Source organism: Pedobacter sp. GQ55 (assembly GCF_059758925.1).
Genome location: NZ_JCAXEI010000008.1, coordinates 61431 through 86736, shown reverse-complemented (window position 1 = coordinate 86736; position 25306 = coordinate 61431). Strand labels below are relative to the sequence as shown.

Genomic DNA, 25306 nt, shown 5'->3' with positions numbered 1-25306 from the left:
GATGAATAAATACCCATATATGTGGAGGTTATTGTTTCCTGCATTGTTTGTTCTATGCATGGTATTCTCCTGTAGGAGAATGCCAAATGTACAAGGAGAAGGATCGCCGATTTTGCAGGGGATTTGGAATCAGGATAGCGTGCCAAGTGCAGATCAATTACTGAACTACACACAACATAAATTCAAATTCACCTGTGATTCATTTTATGTAGACCTGATTACCCATTCTAAAGTGAATTATTATGCAGACTCCTGTTTCAATAACGGAGTGTGGAAAGAATATGCTAAGGGGGTTTATAAGGTTAGGGGCGACAGTGTTTTTTTGACAGGTACTTTCACAAAGTCTAATTATAAACAAAAGATTTCGGGATGTTACCAGATAGGACAGTATATTAAAATCTTCAAAATTAAATTGGCAGACACAAATAGGTTGTTGCTCGAAGGTACCGATAATCAAAGAGAGGTAGGTTTAAAGCTTGTAGAAAAAATAATTTGTACACCGCAGAGCTTATAGTATAAATGCAGAGCAATTAAAAGTAGACAAAGATGAAAAAAGTAGGTAAGGTTTTTAAGGCAATTATAGTTTTTTCTATGTTGGCTTATATGCCATTAAGTGCAGGTGCCTGGGGAATGCTTGGTCATAGAATAGTAGGTCAGATAGCAGATAGCCACCTTAGTAAAAGAGCAAAAAAGGGGATTAAAGAAGTTTTAGGTTATGAAAGCTTGGCGATGGCAAGTAATTGGGGCGATTTTATTAAATCAGATCCTTCTTATAATTATCTCTACAACTGGCATTTTGTAAACCTGCCTGCCGGATTGGATAAACAGGGGGTCTTTGACTTTTTAGATAAAGATACTGTTGCCAACGTATACAATAAGGTTCCGCAAATGGTTTCTGTGTTGAAAAGTAAGCAAAGCACACCAGATCAAAAGAAATTTGCCATGCGTTTGCTAATACACCTTGTTGGTGATTTAAATCAACCAATGCATACCGCCCGCAAAGAAGATTTAGGGGGTAACAGAATTTTTGTTACCTGGTTTGGTGAAAAGTCTAATTTGCATAGAATATGGGACGAATCATTAATAGAGTATCAGGAGTTGAGTTACACAGAATACGCTAGCGCTATTAATTATCCTAATGATGAACAACTGAGGGTTTGGAGAGATAGCTCTCTTAAAGATTTTGTTTATGGATCTTATCTGGCATGCAATAAAATTTACGAGAACACAAGGCCGGAAGATAAGCTGAGTTATAAATACAACTTCGACTTTGTAAATCTGTTGAATGAGCAGCTGCTAAAAGGAGGTGTTTGTTTGGCGAATATTCTAAATGACATTTATAAATAATGAAGATTCTAATGGTTTGTCTGGGTAACATTTGTCGCTCGCCATTGGCAGAGGGAATTATGAGGCATTTGATTAATGAAGAAGCACTAGATTGGGAAGTTGCTTCGGCGGGAACGGGCGATTGGCATGTAAATCAGCCTGCTGACAGAAGAAGTATTACTGTTGCGAAAAACTTTGGATATGACATTTCTAAACAAAGGGCTAAACATTTCAATAAAAACATGTTTAACGAATTCGATAGCATCCTTGTTATGGATAGAAATAATTTAAAAGACGTCCGTAAATTGGCAACAAGCGAAGAACAACGAAAAAAAGTAAAGTTGTTTTTGGCTGACGAAAACGAAGTAACAGATCCATATTTCGACAATAATCTTTTTGAACCGGTGTTTTTAGAGATAGAGACAAGATGCAAGGAATTGATTGAAGAGCTTAAGAGGCATATGTAAACTGATGCGTATTATGGAGTCACCAAAATTATTTATGTTACTACTGGGCTGTACCCCTCCGGGCAGGCATACCGAACAACATGACGTTTTCTTTACAGTAGGTAGTTCATTAAAAGATATTAAAGAAGAAATTATTGCTTTTTGGCCAGAGGCAAATGGTAAAATACATATTGATGCCTGGCGCGAGGTAACAGAAGTTGATGGATACCAGATAAAAGTTGTAAGTAAGAAAGATGAATCTACCGCTGATAAACTTTTCTTTTTAAATTTAGGCGGTTATAAAGAGGGAGAGTTCGACGAGCTCCACTATAAAATGCTAACTGTTTCTGATGAGAAGGCCACAGCCATTAAAAAGGCTAAAGAAACAGCCTTTTATAAACATGCGGGGTTTGAAGGGGCTACATCACATATTGATGATAAATATGGTGTAGATGTTGATGATGTGTTTGAAATTGAGGACATACTACCGACTGGTATTAAACAATATTATAAGTTACAAATCAGCTCAGCTGCAGATATTCCAAAAGATGAAATGCATTTAGGATATCTTATACTTAGCAAGTTATAAACAAATAAAAAGCCGGGAAATTTCCCGGCTTTTTATTTGTTTATAACTTGTACTATTTTGTTAAACCCCGAATTCTTTGTCTAAGTATTCAGAAACTTTAACAATGGCATTGTCAATAGTATCACTTAAAATAGTAATGTATGAACCTGATTTTGCAGTTGCAATAATGTATTTCAAACAATCATTTCCATTATTATTGATGATAATTTCCATGTTTGGTTTTACCTCATGTATGCCATCTATCAACAAATTAATTATTTCCTGTTGATCACGACCTCTCAGGTATTTTTCCTGGCAGATAATGATTTTATCAAACATCTGTGCAGCAATTCTGGCAGTCTCTTTTATGTCTTCATCTCTCCTGTCGCCAGTGCCTGATATTACTCCTACATGTTCAGTAGCTTCAATGGTTTGTAAATAGGCTTTTATTCCACTAAAGCCATCAGGGTTATGAGCAAAATCGACCAGGATCTTGAATTCCTTAAATTTAAAGGTGTTCATTCTGCCCGGAGTTTGAGCTGCTGAAGGGATAAATGTTTCTAATGACATTCTGATATCTTCGATCTTATAGCCCCATAAAAATGTGGCAAGGGTAGCCGCGAGCACATTCTGGATCATAAAATCAACGCTGCCACCGAAAGTCAAGGGGATGTGGGTAACCTTCTCTACCCTGATTTTCCAGTCGCCCTTTTTGATGGTGATATACCCGTTCTCATAAATAGCAGCAATACCACCTTTTTTACAATGCTCTTTAATAACGGGATTTTTCTCGTCCATGCTAAAATATGCGATATTACTATCCGCATTATTCGCAATTTTTATACAATATTTATTATCAGCATTAAGTACACTCCATCCAGTTCTCTTTACTGCACCAATTACTACTTCTTTTACTCTGCAAAGATCATCCAGCGTATGGATGTCGGATATTCCAAGGTGATCCTCCTGGATATTGGTAACAACACCGATGTCACACTTGTTAAATCCTAATCCAGCTCTCAAAATACCTCCGCGAGCGGTTTCTAATACAGCAAATTCTACAGTTGGATCTCTTAAAATAAACTCTGCACTAACCGGCCCTGTGGTATCGCCTTTCATGAGCTTTGTATTTTGCACATAGATACCATCAGATGTTGTAAAGCCAACCCTGGTTCCATTGCTTTTAACAATATGAGCGATTAATCTTGTCGTAGTAGTTTTTCCATTGGTTCCTGTAACCGCTATAATTGGAATCCTTGCATCCTTGCCTGGTGGATACAGCATGTCAATAACGGGAGCGGCTACGTTTCTCGGTAAGCCCTCACTAGGCGCAAGGTGCATTCTGAAACCAGGAGCTGCATTTACTTCTAAAACAACCCCTCCGTTTTCTGGAAGTGGCTGGGTTAAGTTTTCGGCCATGATATCTATACCACAAATATCTAAGCCAATTATTCTTGAAATGCGCTCACAAATAAACACGTTTTGCGGATGAACCAGATCTGTAACATCAATTGATGTACCACCTGTACTTAAGTTCGCGGTTGATTTTAGATAAACGGTTTCACCCTGTGGAGGTACAGATTCTAATGTGTAATTCTTTTTTGCCAGTAAATCTAAAGTATCCCGGTCAACCGTAATTTCAGTTAGCACATTTTCATGGCCATAACCTCTTCGTGGGTCTTCATTTTCCTTGTCTATCAATTGTTGAACGGTATCTTGCCCATTGCCGGTGATATGTGCCGGAACACGCAGAGCAGCAGCAACCATTTTATGGTCAATTACCAGTACCCTGAAATCGTATCCGGTAATAAACCGTTCAATGATTATTCTTCTTGAATAGTTCTTCGCATATTCAAAAGCTTCGGTGGCCGCCGCTACAGTTTTAACATTTATAGTGGCTCCTCTACCATGATTCCCATCCAGTGGTTTAAATACCAATGGGAAGCCAACCTTTTTTATAGCATCGGGAAGATCCTCAATGTCTGATATGGTTACTCCTTTAGCAACTGGAATAGCAGAATCCTGCAATAATCTTTTAGTTTCATCTTTATTGCCGGCAATATCAACAGCTATGCTGTTCGTCTTTTCCGTCATGGTGGCACGAAAGCGAACCTGATTTTTACCATATCCCAGCTGAACCAGGGAACTTTTATTTAGCCTTATCCAGGGGATATCTCTTGAGATCGCTTCGGCTACAATAGAACCAGTACTTGGCCCCAGTCTTTCCATTTCTCTAAGCTCACGCATACGTTGTATATCTGTTTCCAGATCGTATTCATGATTGTTTATTAATGCTTCAGCAATTTGAACAGAGGCTTCGGCAGCATAAATTCCTGCCTTTTCTTCAATGTAACTAAATACGACATTATAAATGCCTTCCGTTTTGGTTTGTCGAGTCCTTCCGAATCCAGTATCCATGCCTGCCAGCGTTTGAATTTCTAATGCAATATGTTCAATTACATGACCCATCCAGGTACCTTCCTCAATCCTTGCTAAAAAACCACCAGGTTCACCCTTGGAGCATCGATGAGTTTGCAAGGTTGGGATCAATTTTTCAATACGTTCTCTAAAACCATCGATAAGATTGGTAGGCCTCTGCTCCATTTCCCCAAGATCCAGCCTCATCTGAATCAACTTTTTTCTGTTTATCGACCATATGTTTGGTCCACGAAGCACCTGTATGCCTAATATTCTCATTGGTATAAATTTGTTCTTTAATGATTAAATCCACCTAGCGTTAGTTCTATAACACGCTAAGCTTAAATAAGTTTGTTGTTTACTATTGCTCTCTTTGAAGAAAATGCCCTTGGCTTTTTACAGCATATTTTTAAAAGTATTTCGAACTTTTACCCGGATTACTTTATGCTTTAAATGGAGAGATTAAAGTATAAAAATTTTCCGAGAATTATGCAGTTGTTAATCCAATTTGTTGTGAATATATTTTGTGTAAATAATTTGGAGGTAAAGTTTAAATAATGAAATTGTTAATCGGGTTAAAATTGCATTACAAATCAATTTTATCTAAGTTTGGCCCTATTGGAAATATAAATATTTAAAATGACTCCGAAGGGTAAATTAATTATTATAGGGGGTGCAATAAATACTGGAAGTTTTACCGAAACTCAGTTCGGGTTGCCCCAAAATATGAACTTTTTTGAAAGAGGTATTTTAAAGAAAATCACTATTGAATCTGTAAGAGATAGTAAATCCAGATTTGAAATCATTACCACAGCCTCACTTATTCCAGAGAAAGTTGGAGAAGAATATATAAAGGCATTTGCCCAGCTTGATGTGCATGACGTTGGGGTATTAAATATTAATAGTCGGGAGCAAGCTAATTCAAATGAGAATTGTGAAAGAGTTAAGGCAGCTGATGTAATTATATTTACAGGAGGAGATCAGCTTCGCTTGTCATCCATATTCGGAGGAACATCGATTCACCAAATCTTATTAGATAAGTATCAGAATGAACCAGTAGTAATTGCAGGGACGTCAGCAGGTGCTGCGGCATCTTCAAAAAACATGATCTATCAGGGAAGTTCTAAGGATGCACTTTTAAAAGGAGAAGTTAAAATTACCGGTGGATTAGGGTTTATTGATGGTGTAATTGTAGATACACATTTTGTCCAAAGAGGTAGAATTGGCCGTCTATTATATGCTACAGCAAGTAATCCGGGGATTTTGGGAATAGGTTTAGGTGAAGATACCGGATTATATATTTCAGAAGGAAATAAGATGGAAGCAATAGGAAGTGGAATGGTTATTTTGGTTGATGGCAGAGACATGGCTGATACCAATTTAACAGACGTTGAGATGGGGCAGCCAGTTTCTATTAAAAACATGATTGTACATGTGATGTGTGATGGAGATACCTATAACCTTACTGAGCATAAGTTGACCATTCATCATCCAAAGGTTGTTTCAACAGATTAGGATGAAAGTAATTATACACGGTGGTTTTTTTAGCGAATCTGAGACCAATCAGGAAACAAAAAAAGCAAAGCAGCAGACGCTGGCTTCTATTGTTACCCAAGCTCATAGTTATTTGCAAACGCATACGGCTTTAGAAACCGTAGTTTATACCGTAAGTTTGCTTGAAGATGACCAATTGTTTAATGCAGGTTTGGGGTCTCAGATACAAAGTGATGGTAAGGTACGCTTAAGTGCATCCTTAATGGATGGTAAAACTCAAAAATTTAGTGGGGTTATCAATATTGAGAATGTAAAAAATCCTATTCAGGTTTCTGAGAAATTGCTTGGCTATGAAGATCGGGTATTAAGTGGCGAAGGAGCATGTGCTTTTGCTGCCAAAAATGGCTTTGATTATTTTGATCCCATTACTCCACAAAGGCAGCAAGAGTACGAGGCAAAATTGAACCAACAGCAAAGAAAAGGAACTGTTGGTTGTGTGGCATTGGATGCTGATGGCAATATTGCTGCGGCAACCTCGACAGGAGGAAAGGGCTTTGAAATCCCATGCAGAGTAAGTGACTCTGCCACCGTAGCAGGAAATTTTGCAAATCAGTTTGCGGGTATTTCTTGTACGGGTGTAGGAGAAGATATTGTTAACGTTGCAATGGCAGCGAAAATAGTTACTCGTGTAACCGACGGGTTTAGTCTGAAAGATGCTTGTGAGAAATCTTTTGCAGAGCTGAAACTTATTGATGGTTTTGCCGGCGTAATAGGAGTTTCATCAAAAGGAGAAATTTATCACTTAGACTCTCATCCTTATATGGTTTGGGCTGCTTTTGATGATGGGTTGCAGGTATTTCCTTAATAACACATAGCTGCTTGTGATAACGTAACAGTTATAATACGGTTTTTCTTATAGATTAACTGCGCGCTAACATTAATTTTAATTTCGTGAAAGATATTTGACCGGCGGCATTGTCGCACGAAAACTTAATTATGAACGAAATGGACTCACGCAGAGATTTTTTAAAAAAGGTAGCGTTATTATCAGGCAGTACAGCCATGGCAACTATGATGCCTTCTGCAATACAAAGGGCTTTTGCTATAAATCCGGAAATAGGCAGTACATATCTTGATGCTGAGCATGTGGTTATACTAATGCAAGAAAACCGCTCATTTGATCACTGTTTTGGAACCTTGCAAGGGGTAAGAGGGTTTAATGATCCCCGCGCTGTTTACTTGCCTGATAAAAAACCTGTATGGTTGCAAACGGATGCAAGTGGCAATACCTACTCCCCATTTCGATTAAATATAAAAGATACAAAAGTTACCTGGATGGGCGATCTGCCTCATTCGAGAGCAAGCCAGGTAGATGCCAATAACTTTGGAAAATACGATAAATGGCTCCCTGCAAAACGATCGGGGAATAAAACATATGCGGATATGCCTTTAACATTAGGATACTACACCCGTGAGGACCTACCATTTAATTATAGCATGGCCGACGCTTTTACGGTATGCGACCAGAACTTTTGCTCTGCAATGACCAGTACTACACCTAATCGTTCGTTCTTTTGGACAGGAAAAATTACTCATGATGAGAATGGCATTCCTAAAGCCAACATCAGAAATACAGATTTTGGTTATGGGAATATGCCATGGAGTACTTTTCCTGAATTGTTGGAAGAGAATAACATCCCATGGAAATTCTATCAAAATGATTTAAGCTGTGGAGGCGGGTTTATCGGTGAAGAAAGATCCTGGTTATCAAACTTTGGGTGCAATCTTCTGGAATTCTTTAAAGCGTATAATGTTAAATTCTCCGAGCGTTATATACAAAATCTACAGAAGCAAGCAGAAGAGCTGCCTGGTGAGATTAATAAATTCCAGGAAAGAACCCCATCTAGTGAAGAAGATGGAAAAAAGGCGCTTGAAAGCGTTCGAAAAAAACAGGAAGTGTTAGATAATGCGCGTAGTGAACTTTCAAAGTGGAACAAAGAAAGTTATGAAAAACTGTCGGAGAAAGAAAAGAACCTGTACAAAAATGCTTTTGTAATCAATTCTGGAGATGCTGATTTTCGATCTATAACAGCGCTTACCTATAATGATCAAAGTGAAAAACGGAAGGTGACTGTGCCAAAAGGAGATTTACTTCATCAATTCAGACAAGATGTAAATACAGGGAAACTGCCAGTTGTGTCCTGGCTTGCTGGACCGCAAAACTTCTCCGATCATCCAAGTGCTCCATGGTATGGGGCTTGGTATGTGTCAGAGATTCTGGATATTTTAACTAAGAATCCTGAAGTTTGGAAGAAAACAATATTTATTGTTACTTATGATGAAAACGATGGTTATTTCGACCATGTTCCTCCTTTTTCGATTTCAGATGCTAAATTGCCCGGAACTGGAAAATGTTCTGCAGGTATAGAAACTGAGATAGAACATGTACGTTTGGAAAACGAGTTAAAACAGGGGATTCCTAAAAATCAGGCGCGCGAAGCCCCTATAGGTTTAGGTTTTAGGGTGCCGATGGTTATTGCATCGCCGTGGACCAGAGGAGGCAAGGTGTGCTCACAAGTTTTTGACCACACCTCAACCTTACAATTTTTGGAAGGATTCGTAAATAAGAAATTCAAAAAGAATATAAAGCTTGATAATATTAGCGAATGGCGCCGCACGATTTGTGGGGATCTTACGTCCGCTTTTAATCCTTACAATGGGGATAAATTAGAAAAGATCGCTTTTCTTGACAGAGATAAAAATGTTGAAACCATATATAATGCTAAATTTAAAGGTGATCCCATAGGATTCAAAAAACTTTCTGATTCGGAGATCAGGAAAATTGAAGGTCAAAAGGCAGGAATGTTAGTCCAGGAAAAAGGAGTACGCTCATCTTGTGCCTTGCCTTATGAATTATATGCTGATGGAGGGCTAAGTAAGGACAAAACAAGTTTTGAAATCAATTTCGTATCGGGGAATCAGATTTTCGACACAAAAGCAGTCGGATCTCCGTTTACGGTAAGCGTCCCTGTTAAGTACAACGATGAAACGAGTAGAGATGAAATCTCCAGAAATTGGTCATTTGCTGTTTCGGCGGGAGATCATTTAAATTACAATTGGCCCGTTAATGCATTTGAAAATGGTGCCTATCATCTTCGAGTTCATGGGCCTAATGGGTTTTATAGAGAGTTTATTGGAAACGAGAATAATCCTCAGATAAAGTTACATGCTAATTATGAGCACAATCGACTTAATCCGATTAAGTTGACCGGTAATATTAAAGTTGATATTGTTAATAATGGAGCGACAGCTCAGACATTTATTATAATAGACAATAGTTATGGCAAAGGCCGCCAAACTAAATTAGTTGCGGCGGGCGGCAAAGCGAGCATTGTTCTGGACCTTTCAAAATCTTACCATTGGTACGATATCAGCGTAAAGCTACAGGGAAATGATGTTTTTGAAGAGCGGTTTGCAGGAAGAGTAGAAAGCGGTGTTGAGACTAAAACAGATCCCCTAATGGGTGAGATTGTTTAGGATTGGTAAAGATGATATAGTGTTGTTTATTACTTTTGTTATATCTTTACCATATGAACAAGAGTTGGTTAGCAATCATTTTTCTGATTATATCAAATCAAGCAATGACCCAAACCAGTCATTTTCTGCCTCAGCAACCCCCTCAGGGAAGTGGAGCTATAAATATTGTAGTCTCCAATCTGGATGAGAACGAAGGAGACACGTATTTTGCTGAAGCCGAGAAAAATGAACGAAATGGAGAATTTAACGAAGCCGTAACCTTATTTGGGAAAGCAGCTTTTGAATATAATAGTGCCAAACAATTTGCTCGTTATGGCGAAGCTTTAATGAGATTAAGTAATGTTCATTATCAGTTGGCTCATTTTAGTGAAGCAGAACAAGTGGTTTTAAATGTTGCCTTAAAAAATTACTCAAAAATTGGGAGCCGAAACGGTCAAATGGAATCTTATAGCCAGTTGGGTAGGATTTACTTGGCGTTGAATAAGCCTACCCAATCTTTATGGTTTTATACCCAACAGGGAATATTGGCGAAGCAAGTAGGTAATAGTTCGGCTTATATAGAATCTATTTTGGGCGCTGCAAATGTAAAAATCAGAAAAAAGGAATATGCTTTAGCAACTAAAGATATTAATAGGGCTGAGCTTTTAGCAAAATCAGCAAATACCAATGAATTCAGAAATCAGATTAAAGATGCAAGATCTATGCTCCCTGCACTGGCAGCAGCTAAACCCGCAAAGAAATCATCAAAAAAGAAATAAAAATACATAATTGTAATCTTCTGTATTTGAAGGTGTTTTTAGTTTAGTTTTTTTAATAGTATTTCCAGAACTTTCGTAAGTTTACAGAAAAGAGACAGTATTATTACTGTCTCTTTTCTGTTTATTTATGAAATTGGTATCATATTAGTGTGTAATTATAAAATGGATTTTAAATTAGTAAAAGAGATGTTGAAAAGAATATTATTGGTAACCTTTACCGCCGCTGTACTCGCATGTCATGCATCACCGCAACCTCAGCAAATGGTTCAGGGTGTAAGTAATATTGTGCCCGATGAAAAACAAGCACTGGTATGCAAAGAAATAGTTACGCTCATTGAAAACTGGAATTACAAGAAAATAAAAGTAAATGATTCAATATCTTCTTTGATTTTGGATAAATACATAAAGGATCTGGATCCTTATAAGTATTACTTCTTATCATCGGACATAAAAGAGTTTGAAAAATTTAGATTTTCTTTGGATGACGATTTTAGAAGCGGAAATCTAAATGCGCCTTTTTATATCTTCAATGTATACCTGAAAAGATATAATGAATGGCTGGCATATTCTCTAAATCAGATAAAAGCTAAATACGATTTCAATCAAAATGATACTTATACTTTTGATCGTGAAAAAATGCCATGGGCTACATCGTCAACCGCTTTGAACGATATCTGGAAAAAGAAAGTAAAATATGAACTTGTTAACCTAAGAATTGCAGGTACAACTGAAGCTAAAAATGTTGAGACCTTAACCAAGAGGTATCAGAATTTAAAATCGCAGGCATCTAAAGTTAATAATCAGGATATTTTCCAAACCATTATGGATGCCTTTACGGAGACAATAGATCCGCACACTAATTACTTTAATCCAGCCAACGCACAGGCCTTTAATGAAGACATGGCTCGTTCATTTGAAGGTATAGGCGCAAGATTACAATTGGAAAATGAAGTGCTTAAAATTTCAGAGATTATTCCTGGAGGCCCGGCTTTTAAAAGTAAACTGTTAAGTGCAGGAGATAGAATTGTAGGTGTAGCACAAGGAAATGCAGAATTTGAAGATATTATTGGCTGGAGAATAGAAAACTCTGTCGCAAAAATTAAGGGGCCTAAGGGAACTAAAGTTAGATTGAAAATAATTCGAGTAGGAATGGAACTTTCTTCGAAACCGGTGATTGTTGAGTTGCTTAGAGAGAAGATTGTTATGGAGGAACAATCTGCTAAGAAAAAAGTTAAAACGATCCAGTCTAACGGGCAGCCATATAAGATTGGTATTATTACTGTCCCGGCATTTTATGCAGATTTTAAAGCTGCAAGAGCTGGAGATCCTAACTATAAAAGTACAACCCGTGATGTACGATTATTAATTGATACCCTTAAAAATCGTGATAAGGTTGATGCAATAGTTATGGACCTAAGAGCCAACGGTGGAGGCTCTTTGGTAGAAGCGATTGATCTTACGGGTTTATTTATTGATAAAGGGCCTGTTGTGCAGGTTAAAGACCTTAAAGGAGGGATTGAAGTTAATGAGGATACAAATGCAGGCGCAATTTGGACAGGACCTTTTGGTGTAATGGTTGATAGATTGAGTGCCTCTGCCTCGGAGATTTTTGCAGGCGCAATTCAAGATTATGGGCGTGGAATTATTATGGGAACCCAGACTTACGGTAAGGGAACCGTACAATCTTCGATTGATATGAATCAGCTTGTAAATCCGTCGATTCTGCAAAGACTTGCTGCTTTAGTCGGTAAAAATGTAGCGCGCGGAGCTGCGGGTAAAGATGAAGTTGCCCCACCTCAATTGGGTCAGATCAATTTAACAATGGCTAAATTCTATCGGGTAACCGGTAGCAGTACACAACATAAAGGTGTAATGCCTGATATAGTATTCCCTTCTTTATATCCAATGGATAAAATTGGAGAAGACACTGAGAAATCGGCATTGCCTTGGGATGAAGTGAAGAAATCTAATTTTATAGCAGTTGCAGATCTTAATCCTATGAAACCAGAATTGATCAAGTTTCATCAGGAAAGAATGGCTAAGTCTTTAGATTACAAGATCCTTAACCAGGATATTGCTGACATGAAGAAAAGAGAAAAAGAGGTTTCAATAACTTTAAACCAAAGCAAACTTAAAGCAGAACGCGACAGCCTTGAAGCTAAATCATTGGAGAAAACAAACTTGTTGAGGGCAGAAAGAGGGCTTGCGCCAATAAAAAAAGGTGCCAAAATTGCTAAGGAAGAAAGCTTCGATTTTGTTGAAGAAGAGAGTTTAAAAGTAATGCTTGATTTTATGAAATCAGTAAATCCTAAAGATAAGAGTGTTGTTAAAACTGTAAAAGAATTCCAATAAAGGATCATTTATAATTTTACAAAAAAAGAGCCTGAGGGCTCTTTTTTTGTAAACCATCTTCCTATATTTATTTCTTATTGTCAGAGGTCTTTTGCATTTGCATGGCCATCATTTCTTTCATTGTTCGATTCATACCTTCAGTAGATCCATCAAGGAAAATAACATTGCCTTCGCTGTTCTCGGCAAATTGTTTAATAGATTCTGTCCACATAGTAAAAAGAATAACTGAGATATCAAGATTAGCCTCTTCCATTTCTTGTGCCGCTTTGGTCATACCATGTGCTACTTCTGCACGGAATAGGGCAATCCCTTGACCTCTAAGCTGGGCTGCCTCACGTTCTGCAGCAGCAGCAATTTTAATAGCATTACCGTCTGCCTCAGCACCCTTGGTTTTTGTAATTAATAAAGCCTGGCCTTCGTTTTCGGCAGCAGCTTTTAGGTTGTTTGAGGCCACAACGCGACTCATGGAACGCATAATTTCTTCATCGAATGTAATGTCGTTAAGCTGCAGATCCTGTAAGTGATAGCCCCAGCTTTCTAGTACCTGATCTATCTGATGCTTAACATGATCAACAATTTCGTTTCTCTGTGCAAGTACGTTTGCTTGCTTTTGGGTGGCAACGTATGCCCTTATGGAGCCCTCGATAGTACGAATTAGGGCTTGCATTAAGTTTGTAGAATCTACGAATTTGAAGGCAACGTTCTTAATCGTTTCCTCGTCATGATTAATTACCGAGTATAGCAACATGGCCTTAAAGTATACATTGGCCTGATCTTGTGTTACTGCCTGGAAAGAAAGCTCAACAGACCTGTTTTGTATTGAAATTCTGGAGTGAATATTTTCAATAAGCGGTATTTTTAAGCTTAATCCCGGGCTTAATAATCTTCTGTATTTTCCGAAAATAGTTACTACTGCAATTGTGCCTTGTTTAACCGTTACAAATGAACTGATTAATATCACAGCTGCGATAAAAAGGATAATGTAAAAAGTGTATTCCATAGCGTTATAATTAATTAGAATAATGAATAAGTCAAGATACGAACAATAGGGCACAGATATTGTATTAGTAACTAATGTAACTAAAATTTACCTTATGAATGTTAAACGAACTTTTGGAACCATCTTAACTGTTTTGGGAATAATAGCGCTCATTTATGCTGGATACGGATATGTTCAACATAGCATTCAGACAAGAGAATTGATTGTAGTAGCCGTTATTGGTATTATCTTCTTTGTGTCTGGTATAGGCTTAATAAGGAATACAAAGGACGAGGCTTAGTTCTTTTTTAATTCAATACGGCCATTTGCCGAGAAATTTAACTGATGTTCGGGGAAGTCAGTATTGGTTAGCCACTGGATCTTTTTAAAGGCGGTGTAATTGGTGTCAATAGTTAAATTGTTGATCTTATCTTGTTTTACTGAAATGATGTCTGCAAGAATAAAATCGCCGTCCGAGTTGATCTTAAGCTGTAATAATGGCGCAAATCCGTTAGGCCCTTTAAGACTAAACATTCCATAAGTGCAGAAATTACCAAGACTATATGCAATGAACTTTTTTTTATACACTTCTACTGCCCTTGTAACATGAGGGCCATGGCCAAGAACAACATCTGCTCCTGCATCTATTACACCATGAGCAAACGCGTATACGTTACCTCTGTTCTCTTCATAAAATATTTCATCGGTTCTGGGAACATGTTCAAATTTAGCTCCTTCGCCACCACCATGAAAGGAAACAATAACAATATCAACTTGCGCTTTTAATCTTGAAACGAGTGATTTTGCACTATCAAGTTTATTGATAGAGACGGTGTTTTCATTAGGTGCAAATGCACAAAAAGCGTATTTGATGCTATCTTTTTCAAAAATTACTGAGGGGTGAGACTGCAAGCCTGCGTAATTTATGTTTAGTGAATCAAGAATTGCGGTTGTCCTTTTTCTGCCCTTAAAGCCAAAATCACCAATATGATTATTGGCAATACTTAATAAATTGAAACCAGCATTTTTTATAATTCCCGCATACCTTTCTGGCATTCTAAATGCGAAACAACTATTTGCAATAGTGTCTTTACATTTTGTCGATTTCCCACCGTTCAGGAAACATCCTTCAAGATTCCCGAAAACGATATCTCCTTTTAAAAAGGTATCTACATTTTTAAAGCTCTTTATAGCATCCCCCTTCGGTAAATTAGATTTATCAGGGTAGGCGGATCCGAGCATAATGTCGCCAACACCAATTATAGAAATCGTATCTTTTTTTAAAGCTGCAGTATCCTTTTGTATGATATCCTGAATCTGTGAAACGTCAGTAGTTGAAGCTGCGGTGGTGCAACTTAACAGGATTAGGCTGATTATGATATTTAAAAGGCTTATGCTTAGAAGTCTCATTTTTATTTTATAAAAAAAGTCCCCCTAAAATATCAGGAAGACTTAAATGCGTTTTTATTCAAATAGAAATTATTCCTCAATCAGATCATTCTTTACGGCATCAATTATTCTTCCACCTTTATAGAAATACCGTGAGTAATAAGGTTCATTTAAATTACTGATTACGACACCGCGCGTTGATGAAGCATGAGCAAAACGATTGTCTCCCAAATAGATACCGATGTGCGTAATGGTTCTGCTTTTTATTTTAAAAAATACAAGATCACCTTCTTTTAGTTCATCTTTTGGCAATGGATCAACCATGCTAAAAATATCTCTTGAATTTCTTAATATAGTAGTGTTGAAAACTTTATCGTAAATAGCTTTTGTAAAAGCAGAGCAATCAATCCCTTTACTCGTGTTTCCTCCAAATCTGTAAGGCGTGCCAATCCATTCGTAAATGAATTTGTAGAGTTTAATATTAGAAGTCGCGTCAACAGCAACACCCATCACCTGCGAAAAATACTGCGAAGCTAAATTATCGGGATCCTCTAATTTATTAGTTTCTTTTGTTTTTGTTTGTGCGTTGAGGGCCGAGAGGCTGCACAATACAATCAGGGAAGACAACAAAAACTTTTTTATCATGTTATACTGTTAAGTTTGGGTAAAAGGCACTTACACTTAAACGTACACCACTAGGGCTTATTGTTTGGATGGCAAACATATGTATTTTACAAATGTTATCCAAATGTCACAGACCTAATATCAAAAGTTATTAACATTTTTTGTAACCTTAGTGTGCATTTTACATCATTTTCTTCGATATGTTGCAATAAAGAAGTAGATTTGCTCTCGTAAATAAAAATCAACACCCAACAATGAGTGCAGTAGAAATTAATAAAGATACCTATCTGAAGTGGTTTGAGTCGATGTTGCTGATGCGCAAATTCGAAGAAAAAACTGGACAACTATACGGACAACAGAAAATCCGTGGATTTTGTCATTTATATATTGGCCAGGAGGCCGTTGTTGCAGGAGCTATTTCTGCATTGCAGCCGGAAGATTCCATGATAACTGCTTATCGTGATCATGCTCATGCATTGGCAAAAGGCGTAAGTGCAAATAGCATTATGGCCGAGATGTATGGTAAAGCTACAGGTTGCTCAAAAGGCAAAGGTGGTTCTATGCACATGTTTAGTAAAGAATTTAATTTTTACGGTGGCCATGGTATTGTGGGCGGACAAATCCCGCTTGGAGCAGGGATTGCGTTTGCTGAAAAATATAAAGGCACTAAAAATGTAAATGTTTGCTACATGGGTGATGGAGCTGTTCGTCAGGGAGCCTTAAATGAAGCTTTCAATATGGCGATGCTTTGGAAATTACCAGTAATATTTGTTTGCGAAAACAATGGTTATGCAATGGGAACCTCAGTTGAGCGTACCACCAACATGGTTGATATTTATAAAATAGGACTAGGTTTCGATATGCCATGTGCCCCGGTTGACGGAATGGATCCTGTTGCAGTTCATAACGCAATGGATGAGGCTGCTCAACGTGCAAGAAATGGCGAAGGCCCGACTTTCTTAGAGATGAGAACTTACCGTTACCGTGGACACTCGATGTCTGACCCTGCTAAATATCGTACTAAAGATGAATTAGAAGAGTATAAAGCTAAAGATCCTATTGAAACAGTAAGAGAAGCGATTCTTAAAGAGAAATATGCTGATCAGGCATGGATTGAAGAAATTGAAAATAAAGTAAAACAGATTGTTGATGAATCTGTGAAATTTGCTGAAGAGTCTCCTTGGCCTGAGGCATCAGAATTATATACTGATGTTTATGTGCAACAAGACTACCCATACGTACAAGATTAATTTAGAACGCATTTCAATAGATATATAGAATGGCTGAAATAGTTAGAATGCCCAAAATGAGCGATACCATGACAGAAGGTGTTATGGCTAAGTGGCATAAAAAAGTTGGCGATAAAGTTAAAAGCGGCGATGTTATGGCCGAAGTGGAAACCGATAAGGCAACCATGGATTTAGAATCATATTGGGATGGTACCGTATTGTACATTGGTGTAGAAGAAGGTAAAGCTGTTCCTGTTGATGCTATAATTGCTGTAGTTGGTAAAGAGGGTGAAGATTATAAAGCTGCTCTTGACGCTGAAGGTGGTGCAACACCTTCTAAAGAAGAACCCGCGGCAGATAAATCATCATCAGATAAACCCGTTGAAGAGAAAAAAGAAGCTGCTTCGGCTCCTGCATTAACTGATGCAGATTTAGAAAAACAAGGTGTTACGGTTGTTCGTATGCCTTTATTAAGTGATACTATGACTGAAGGCGTAATTGCTGAATGGCATAAAAAGGTAGGCGATAAAGTTAAAAATGATGACATACTTGCTGACGTAGAAACCGATAAGGCTACTATGGAAGTGATGGGTTATGCTGAAGGAACTTTATTACATATTGGTGTTGAAAAAGGACAAGCGGCTAAAGTAAATGGAATTATTGCCATTGTAGGTCCGGAAGGAACCGACATTAGTGGAATACTTAGCCAGGGCGATGCTCCGGCAAAACCTGCTGCCGATAAAAAATCTGATGCTCCAGTTGAAGAGAAATCCTCACCAGTGGCTCAGAAAGAAGAAGCTCCTGTTGCTTCAGGAAACACGGATCGCGTAAAAGCATCTCCGTTAGCTAAAAAAATTGCTCAGGAAAAAGGGATTGATCTTAGTCAGGTTGCTGGCAGTGCAGATGGTGGCCGTATCATTAAAAAAGACATTGAAAACTTTAAGCCTGCTGCCAAAGTTGCTGAATCAGGTGCCCCTGCAGAAAAATCTGCACCAGTACTTGCACAATATTTAGGTGAAGAGAAATTCACTGAGAAGCCTGTTTCTCAAATGCGTAAAGTAATTGCTAAACGTTTGAGCGAAAGCTTATTCACTGCGCCGCATTTCTATCTTACCATGGTTATCGACATGGATGCTGCTATTGCTGCACGTACTAAGATGAATGAATTCTCTCCTGTTAAATTATCATTCAATGATTTAGTTCTAAAAGCCGTAGCTGTTGCTTTAAAACAACATCCAAATGTGAACTCTTCTTGGAGAGGCGATGCAATTCGTTACAACGAGCATGTAAATATAGGTGTAGCTATCGCTGTTGAAGATGGATTATTGGTTCCTGTAGTACGTTTTGCTGATGGAAAATCATTATCTCGTATCTCTGCGGAGGTTAAGGATTTCGCACAACGTGCAAAAGCTAAAAAATTACAGCCTGCTGATTGGGAAGGTTCAACTTTCACTGTTTCAAACTTAGGTATGTTTGGTATAGATGAATTTACAGCTATTATCAATACTCCTGATTCTTGTATCCTTGCTATAGGCGGAATCTCACAAGTGCCAGTTGTTAAAAATGGTGCGGTTGTTCCAGGAAATATAATGAAAGTTACATTGAGCTGTGATCACCGTACGGTTGATGGCGCTACAGGTGCCGCATTCCTGCAAACATTTAAAGCATTAATGGAAGAACCTGTTAGGTTATTAGTTTAATCAGAATTCTTTTCAAAGAGATTTAAATATTGAGCTTGCCTGTGTATAATACAGGCAAGCTTTTTTATGCTTGTTACTTTTTGTACTTTTGCGCTCATGTCGAATATCAAACCCTCTTTAGCTAAAGGAACCAGAGATTTTTCTCCACAGGAAATGGTAAAACGTAACTATATTTTTGACACCATTAAAACGGTGTTTAAAAAATATGGATATGCGGAAATACAAACACCCTCAATGGAAAATCTATCAACCTTAACCGGTAAATATGGTGATGAGGGCGATAAGCTTATATTTAAAATCTTAAACAGCGGTGATTTCCTTTCTAAGGTAAAGCCAGAACTGCTTTCGCAGGCAAATTCAAATGCCATTACATCATCGATTAGCGAAAAAGCATTGCGTTACGATTTAACTGTACCTTTTGCACGCTATGTTGTCATGCACCAGAATGATATTGCTCTGCCTTTTAAACGGTTCCAGGTACAGCCGGTATGGCGTGCCGACAGACCACAGAAAGGACGCTACAGAGAGTTCTATCAGTGTGATGTGGATGTTGTTGGATCTGATAGCTTATTGAACGAGGCTGAGTTTATATTGATCTATCAGGAAGCATTGAGCAACCTTGGACTAAAGGACTTTACTATAAAGATCAATAACCGTAAGATATTATCAGGGATTGCTGAAGTTGTAGGTAAGCCTGAATTAATTATAGATATGACTGTTGCAATTGATAAACTTGATAAGATAGGTTTAGATGGTGTAATTAAAGAGCTATTGGAGCGTGGGTTTACCGAAGCAGATATAGACAGATTAAAGCCGGTTATTTTGCTTGAAGGTACCAACGAACAAAAACTGGATAGTTTAAAAACAGTATTGTCTGCTTCAGCAACAGGACTTAAAGGCGTTGAAGAGATAGAAATGGTGTTTGATTATATAAATTCAATGCTTAAATCAGACTCCTCTATGAATCCGAATGTTGAATTAGATATTACGCTGGCAAGAGGATTAAATTATTATACTGGTTGCATATTTGAAGTGAAAACCAATGAGGTTGCCATGGGTAGCATTGGTGGTGGTGGAAGATATGACGACTTAACTGGTATGTTTGGTTTAAAGGGCTTAACAGGAGTTGGGGTGTCTTTTGGTGCGGATAGAATTTATGATGTATTACAGGAACTCAATCTTTTCCCTGAATCTGCAGCTGCGGGGACAAAGGTTCTGATCAGTAACTTTGATAAGGAAGCTGAAAGATATGCTCTGCCGATGTTACAGCAACTGCGTGGCGCAAACATCGCCGCGGAACTATATCCTTCCTCAGCGAAGCTTAAAAAGCAAATGAGCTACGCTGACGATAAGCATATTCCTTACGTAATACTCATCGGAAGTGAGGAAATGAGCAATGGTGTATTAACATTGAAAGACATGAAAAGCGGGCAACAAGAGAAGTTACCTATTGCTGATATTATTGAACTGTTAAAAGTTAATTAGCCTTTGAGGAAGCCATAAAAATTTCCAGATTTCTTTTCGCTTTTGTTCTGGTCTTGTTTCTTAAAAAGGTTGTCCACCCTAATACAAGTCCTGTAAATCCAAGAGCTTGCTTAGCCCATGTGTAAAAATTGAAATTATCAATATGTTTTGTGATTTTCCCGTTCTCTATTAGAAAGGAGGCTTTAACTCTATTAACTACCTTGTTTCCGGTTGCAGAAAAAGTATAATATGCATCCCATTCAGCACTTCCCCCTGTTTCATCTCCCAAAATGTTTTTAAACTCAATTTTCATATCCTTCCCGCTTTTGATTAACATAGCCCACATAGAACGTACCTGTTTTGTATCTAAATTAGTAAATACAGGATCGCTAAAGGTGGCGTCATCGGCATAGCAATCTTGCATAGCCTTTACATCCTTATTTTGAAAGCTCGTATAAAAGTGTCGGATCAGTTCTTCATTTTGAGTCATAACAGCAGAGTTCATTTGGTTTAGATGTAAGTTTTTCCTGCCAAAATCCCTTCTATCTTGTCCAAAAGATCATCAATGTCAAATGGTTTAGCAAGAAACCCGTTTGGTTTGTATTCACCATGTTCAACATTTTGAGCGGTATATCTGGCAGATATCATTAATACAGGAATCTGATCAGTAGTTGTATCAGATCTAAGTGTTTTTAACAATTCGCGGCCATCTCCATCCGGCAACATGATATCAAGAATAAGTAAATCGGGTTTAAGCTGCTCAATATGAAACATCATATCTGCACTCTTATTAAGGCCTGTTACATTATATGCTTCACTTTGTAAAATCAAGGTGATCACATCAAGGATAGCATGATTATCCTCAATAACAAGTATATTTTTGTAGATTGTAGAGCCTTTTGCCAAAATAGAGATATTTAGTAGTACAAATATATTCAAGTAGAATGATTTGTTTATTGTTTATTTGAAAAATTTGAACAAATTATTGCAATGGTAGGCCTAATGGTTACCTGGGGACTTTAAAATAATCTGAGAGTTGATTGAACCTTTTTACATTATTAAAGTCCAAGAAGAGAGTTTTAGGTTAGAATGGGTGTGGTTGTGGCGACTATGCCCTTTCTTATTTCAAATGAGGCTTGTATGTAGTTGTATTTACTATGGCTTTAAGTTCTTGTAAAATGGCGTATAGGCCAAAATTTGTCCGGTTAACATAGATAAAATGCTTAACACCCCTTGCTTGTTTAAACTCGGCCATTTTGGATATCTTTTCCCCATAGGAATATAGTTGAGCAAAGAATTCCGGATTATCAAAATTGAATATTTCGCTTGTATACGGTCTGGCGAATAGCTCAATCATTTCACGATAGGCATGATAATAAAATTCGATCTGCTCAGCATTATCTTCCTTATGAATCATTTCTAGTTTTCGAAAAGCTTCGATCGTCTTAGTTTTATCTTTAATCACATCAGTAGATATGAGCGAGAAAAAGGGATAATAGAAGTCATCGGGCATTTCTTTTATACAACCAAAATCGATGACGCCTAATTTTTCTTCCGGAGTGATCAAAAAATTTCCGGGATGAGGATCAGCATGTACCGCCCTTAATTCGTGTTGCTGGAAGTTATAGAAATCCCAAAGTGCCTGACCAATTTTATTGCGTAATTCCTGTGAAGGTTTTGTTTTTAAAAATTCTTTTAGATGGTGGCCATCTATCCAATCCATCGAGATTATTTTCCTTCCCGACAGCTCTGGGTAGTAAGTTGGGAAAACAACATTATTTAGATTCTTACATGCTTCGGAAAACTCGATAGAGCGTTTTACTTCCAGTTCATAGTCGGTTTCCTCTAATAAACGCTCTTCAACCTCTTTAATGTAAATATTCAATTCTTTCTCGCTCATACCTAATAAGCGGAAAGCAAAAGGTTTTACCATTTTAAGATCAGAAGAGATGCTATCGCCAACGCCTGGATATTGAATTTTGACTGCAAGTTTTTTCCCGTTTAATTCAGCCGTATGAACCTGGCCAATTGATGCGGCATTGGTCGATTTGAGATTAAATTTATCATAGATCTTTTCTGGAGTTTTCCCAAAGCTTTTGCTGAAAGTTCTTACAATAAGTGGTCCTGATAGTGGTGGAGCATTATATTGCGACTGGGTAAACTTATCAATATAAGATTTAGGGAGGATGTTTTTATCCATGCTTAACATTTGAGCAATCTTTAGCGCACTTCCTTTAAGTTCACTAAGCGATTTATAAATGTCTGTAGCATTGTCTTCATTTAACTCATCTTTAGTAAGCTGTGGGTTAAATAGTTTCTTAGAATAGTGTTTGATGTAATTGCCACCGATCTGAAATCCTGTTTTTACAAATTTTGCTGACCTCTGGGTTTTCGTTACCGGGATACTGTTTTGCTCTTTCATCTGATCTTAAAATCTCATCTTCTCTTTAAAATGCCCGTTTCTCGAGAGGAACTTTCCATACTCCAATAAATTGTCGATAGGCGATCTTTGAAATAGGTCAAAGGTTACATTTATGCCTTTTTCTATCGCCTCATCAGTTTTTTCAAATCCCACACTGTCATCATTAACCCAGAATTTTACTATAAAAGCAAATTGAATCCAAAGGGCATCTTTATACCTTTTGCTAAAAAACTTTCTTTCTGCCAGTTCTCCTGTTTCCAGGCCTTCGTTCAAGATCTCTTCAGCAAAATGTTCAAATATTGGTTTTACTCCCGAAAGTGCATCGGGGGTCGAGAATCGATCTTTAGCTGTTTTAAGGCTATAAATTACAAAGCTTCTTTGCTTTTTGAGTACTTCAACGTAGCTGTAAAAAAAAGCAAGGATTTTATCTCTGGATGAATACTCATTCCAGACCTCCTGTTGTTGTAAGGTATCAATGGTTTCTACCATTAACTCTACCCATATGATCTTTTCTATGCTTTCAAAAGAAGCGTAAAACTCATAAAAATCGGACTCAGATATCTTTAATTTTTTAACAAAACTATAAACTGATTTGGGTTTCTCATCGTTCATTAAGACGTAATCGATGTAGCCATTTCGAATTTGCTGAGCAGTTGCCATTTCCTTTTTATTTATATAACGTATAAGTAGTTAGCATGTTTCAAAAACCATTTAAAGTTATTGAATTATTCTATCATCGTTTTGTAATAAAAAGTTGAATTGGGCTAAATATTACAGGCCTAAACGGTGTTTTCTTAAGGTGTCCTTTGCAATATCATATCCCGCATCAGCGTGCCTTATAACCCCCAGTGCCGGATCATTATGTAACACACGTTTAATTCGCGCTTCAGCATCGGCAGTGCCGTCAGCAACTATCACCATTCCAGCATGTATGGAATACCCAATTCCAACTCCTCCGCCATGATGAAGTGAAACCCAGCTTGCTCCCCCAGCAGTATTAATTAATGCGTTAAGAATAGGCCAGTCGGCCACAGCATCTGAACCATCCAGCATTGCTTCGGTTTCCCGGTTTGGCGAAGCAACAGAGCCCGTATCTAAATGATCTCTACCGATTACAATTGGGGCTTTTACCTTTCCCTCGGCCACTAATTTATTAAATGCAACCCCGGCTTTTTCTCGTTCTCCCTGTCCAAGCCAGCAAATCCTAGCAGGTAAACCCTGGAATGCAATGCGTTCCCGAGCCATGGTAATCCATTGTTTTAAACTTTCGTTTTCAGGAAATAATTCAAGGATCAATTTGTCTGTTTCGTAAATGTCTTGAGGATCCCCGCTTAAAGCAGCCCATCTAAAAGGGCCTTTGCCCTCACAAAAAAGTGGGCGAATATAAGCTGGAACGAAACCAGGAAAGTCAAATGCATTTTTAACACCAACTTCCAGTGCGCGCCCACGCAGATTGTTGCCATAATCAAATGTGATAGCCCCTCTTTTCTGTAATTCCAGCATCTGCCGTACATGCTTAGCCATTGTAGCATAAGAGCGTTCTACATACTTTTCAGGGTTTGCAGTACGCAAAGCATTGGCTTCCGAAACACTCAGTCCTTCCGGAAAATATCCAATTAAAGGATCGTGTGCCGAAGTCTGATCAGTTAAAGTATCAGGTGTAATATTTCTATCTATCAATCGCTGTAATAGTTCAACCGCATTACAAACCACGCCGATGGATAATGCTTTACCTTCCTGTTTGTATTGCAATGCTCTGTCAATTGCAGCGTCTATGTCGTATTCAATTTCGTCGATGTAACGTGTTTCTAATCTTTTTTGAATGCGCCATCCTTCGACATCAGCTGCCAGACATACACCTTTGTTCATTGTTATTGCGAGTGGTTGGGCACCACCCATGCCCCCAAGTCCAGCCGTAACATTTAAAGTGTTTTTTAAATTACTGTCAAAGTGTTTTTTTGCCAATGCCGAATAGGTTTCATAAGTGCCCTGTACTATGCCCTGCGAGCCTATGTAAATCCATGAGCCCGCTGTCATTTGACCATACATCATCAAGCCCTTATCTTCCAGCTCATCAAAGTGCTGTTGGGTAGCCCATTTTGGTACTAGTTGGGAGTTCGATATCAAGATCCTTGGCGCATCTTTATGCGTTGGTAATATCCCTACTGGTTTGCCAGACTGTATTAACAGTGTCTCCGTGTCTTCCAGATTTTGTAAAGCTTTAATGATTAATGCTAGGGCTTCTTTATTTCTTGCGGCTTTGCCACGGCCACCGTAAACAATAAGCTCTTCCGGACGCTCTGCAACCTCTGGATCAAGGTTATTCAATAACATTCGTAACGCGGCTTCCTGCACCCACCCTTTGCAGGTTAATGTGGTGCCGGTTGGTGTATTTTTTTTACTGAGATCAAGATTTAAATTCATAAAAAGGCTGCGGAAACCCACTCATCGCCTAAGCGTGGGTGGGGGGAAAGCAGCTACCCCCTAATTTTAAAGTTAAAATATTACTATTATTTGTAGTTTGTTTAGCTATTATTTTTAGATATTTAATTAACGTACATTAGTATTGTGAAATTAGTATTGAAAATAAAATTGTTTCC

The 25306-nt window shown here is 37.9% G+C and carries 22 protein-coding genes; 13 read left to right on the top strand and 9 right to left on the bottom strand.

Annotated features, from left to right (window positions below; translation table 11 throughout):
• Window position 1: 1 nt before the first annotated feature.
• Genes AC6CH7_RS19495 through AC6CH7_RS19480 form a run of 4 tightly spaced genes read left to right on the top strand, consistent with a single transcriptional unit; the run spans window position 2 to window position 2361 of the window.
• Window positions 2–514, top strand: a complete 513-nt coding sequence (locus tag AC6CH7_RS19495; protein ID WP_498264312.1) for a fumarate hydratase — start codon at window positions 2–4, stop codon at window positions 512–514.
• Between the two features lie 32 nt (window positions 515–546).
• On the top strand, window positions 547–1347 hold the full coding sequence (locus AC6CH7_RS19490; protein WP_498264311.1) for a S1/P1 nuclease: 801 nt from the start codon (window positions 547–549) through the stop codon (window positions 1345–1347).
• Window positions 1347–1793, top strand: a complete 447-nt coding sequence (locus AC6CH7_RS19485; RefSeq protein WP_498264310.1) for a low molecular weight protein-tyrosine-phosphatase — start codon at window positions 1347–1349, stop codon at window positions 1791–1793. The genes AC6CH7_RS19490 and AC6CH7_RS19485 overlap by 1 nt, the downstream gene beginning before the upstream one ends.
• 13 nt (window positions 1794–1806) lie before the next feature.
• Complete coding sequence (locus AC6CH7_RS19480) at window positions 1807–2361, top strand: DUF1543 domain-containing protein (protein WP_498264309.1); 555 nt, start codon at window positions 1807–1809, stop codon at window positions 2359–2361.
• 60 nt (window positions 2362–2421) lie between these two features.
• Here AC6CH7_RS19480 and cphA read toward each other — a convergent pair whose 3' ends face one another.
• Complete coding sequence (gene cphA, locus AC6CH7_RS19475) at window positions 2422–5037, bottom strand: cyanophycin synthetase (protein ID WP_498264308.1); 2616 nt, start codon at window positions 5035–5037, stop codon at window positions 2422–2424.
• A 360-nt stretch (window positions 5038–5397) separates the two neighbouring features.
• Here cphA and AC6CH7_RS19470 point away from each other — a divergent pair, with 360 nt between their 5' ends.
• The 5 genes from AC6CH7_RS19470 (at window position 5398) to AC6CH7_RS19450 (ending at window position 12899) form a co-directional block, all read left to right on the top strand.
• Window positions 5398–6273 carry a cyanophycinase gene (locus tag AC6CH7_RS19470; protein ID WP_498264307.1) on the top strand — a complete coding sequence of 292 codons (876 nt, stop codon included), beginning with the start codon at window positions 5398–5400 and terminating at the stop codon, window positions 6271–6273.
• Window position 6274: 1 nt separating this feature from the next.
• The gene (locus AC6CH7_RS19465) at window positions 6275–7117 is read left to right on the top strand and encodes an isoaspartyl peptidase/L-asparaginase (protein ID WP_498264306.1); all 843 of its coding nucleotides are present in this window, start codon (window positions 6275–6277) and stop codon (window positions 7115–7117) included.
• Window positions 7118–7257: 140 nt separating this feature from the next.
• Window positions 7258–9789, top strand: coding sequence for a phosphocholine-specific phospholipase C (locus tag AC6CH7_RS19460; RefSeq protein WP_498264305.1), 2532 nt, complete (start codon window positions 7258–7260; stop codon window positions 9787–9789).
• Between the two features lie 53 nt (window positions 9790–9842).
• Complete coding sequence (locus AC6CH7_RS19455) at window positions 9843–10547, top strand: tetratricopeptide repeat protein (protein ID WP_498264304.1); 705 nt, start codon at window positions 9843–9845, stop codon at window positions 10545–10547.
• A gap of 162 nt (window positions 10548–10709) precedes the next feature.
• Complete coding sequence (locus AC6CH7_RS19450; RefSeq protein ID WP_498264303.1) at window positions 10710–12899, top strand: carboxy terminal-processing peptidase; 2190 nt, start codon at window positions 10710–10712, stop codon at window positions 12897–12899.
• A gap of 67 nt (window positions 12900–12966) precedes the next feature.
• Here AC6CH7_RS19450 and AC6CH7_RS19445 read toward each other — a convergent pair whose 3' ends face one another.
• Window positions 12967–13899, bottom strand: a complete 933-nt coding sequence (locus tag AC6CH7_RS19445) for an SPFH domain-containing protein (RefSeq protein ID WP_172661844.1) — start codon at window positions 13897–13899, stop codon at window positions 12967–12969.
• A 94-nt stretch (window positions 13900–13993) separates the two neighbouring features.
• Between AC6CH7_RS19445 and AC6CH7_RS19440 the strand changes: the two genes are divergently transcribed.
• Window positions 13994–14179: a hypothetical protein gene (locus AC6CH7_RS19440; RefSeq protein WP_498264302.1), complete on the top strand. Its 186-nt coding sequence runs from the start codon at window positions 13994–13996 to the stop codon at window positions 14177–14179.
• Here the strand turns inward: AC6CH7_RS19440 and AC6CH7_RS19435 are convergent.
• Window positions 14176–15288, bottom strand: a complete 1113-nt coding sequence (locus AC6CH7_RS19435) for a CapA family protein (protein WP_498264301.1) — start codon at window positions 15286–15288, stop codon at window positions 14176–14178. The two genes, AC6CH7_RS19440 and AC6CH7_RS19435, sit on opposite strands and share 4 nt — an antisense overlap.
• 69 nt (window positions 15289–15357) lie before the next feature.
• The gene (locus AC6CH7_RS19430) at window positions 15358–15912 is read right to left on the bottom strand and encodes a C40 family peptidase (RefSeq protein ID WP_172661842.1); all 555 of its coding nucleotides are present in this window, start codon (window positions 15910–15912) and stop codon (window positions 15358–15360) included.
• A 233-nt stretch (window positions 15913–16145) separates the two neighbouring features.
• Here AC6CH7_RS19430 and pdhA point away from each other — a divergent pair, with 233 nt between their 5' ends.
• From pdhA to hisS, 3 genes are all read left to right on the top strand, one after another.
• On the top strand, window positions 16146–17141 hold the full coding sequence (gene pdhA / locus AC6CH7_RS19425) for a pyruvate dehydrogenase (acetyl-transferring) E1 component subunit alpha (RefSeq protein ID WP_294876517.1): 996 nt from the start codon (window positions 16146–16148) through the stop codon (window positions 17139–17141).
• A gap of 29 nt (window positions 17142–17170) precedes the next feature.
• Window positions 17171–18820 carry a pyruvate dehydrogenase complex dihydrolipoamide acetyltransferase gene (locus AC6CH7_RS19420; RefSeq protein ID WP_498264300.1) on the top strand — a complete coding sequence of 550 codons (1650 nt, stop codon included), beginning with the start codon at window positions 17171–17173 and terminating at the stop codon, window positions 18818–18820.
• Window positions 18821–18916: 96 nt separating this feature from the next.
• The gene (gene hisS / locus AC6CH7_RS19415) at window positions 18917–20305 is read left to right on the top strand and encodes a histidine--tRNA ligase (RefSeq protein WP_498264299.1); all 1389 of its coding nucleotides are present in this window, start codon (window positions 18917–18919) and stop codon (window positions 20303–20305) included.
• On the opposite strand, the gene AC6CH7_RS19410 is transcribed toward hisS, so the two are convergent.
• From AC6CH7_RS19410 to hutU, 5 genes are all read right to left on the bottom strand, one after another.
• On the bottom strand, window positions 20298–20789 hold the full coding sequence (locus AC6CH7_RS19410) for a nuclear transport factor 2 family protein (protein ID WP_498264298.1): 492 nt from the start codon (window positions 20787–20789) through the stop codon (window positions 20298–20300). The genes hisS and AC6CH7_RS19410 overlap by 8 nt on opposite strands.
• Before the next feature lie 5 nt (window positions 20790–20794).
• Window positions 20795–21223, bottom strand: coding sequence for a response regulator transcription factor (locus AC6CH7_RS19405; protein ID WP_498264297.1), 429 nt, complete (start codon window positions 21221–21223; stop codon window positions 20795–20797).
• Between the two features lie 181 nt (window positions 21224–21404).
• A complete protein-coding gene (locus AC6CH7_RS19400; protein ID WP_498264296.1) occupies window positions 21405–22706 on the bottom strand; it encodes an ABC1 kinase family protein in 1302 nt (433 codons plus the stop codon).
• Between the two features lie 6 nt (window positions 22707–22712).
• Window positions 22713–23366, bottom strand: a complete 654-nt coding sequence (locus AC6CH7_RS19395) for a TetR family transcriptional regulator C-terminal domain-containing protein (protein WP_498264295.1) — start codon at window positions 23364–23366, stop codon at window positions 22713–22715.
• Window positions 23367–23477: 111 nt separating this feature from the next.
• Window positions 23478–25130: a urocanate hydratase gene (gene hutU, locus AC6CH7_RS19390; protein WP_498264294.1), complete on the bottom strand. Its 1653-nt coding sequence runs from the start codon at window positions 25128–25130 to the stop codon at window positions 23478–23480.
• Window positions 25131–25306: the final 176 nt, after the last annotated feature.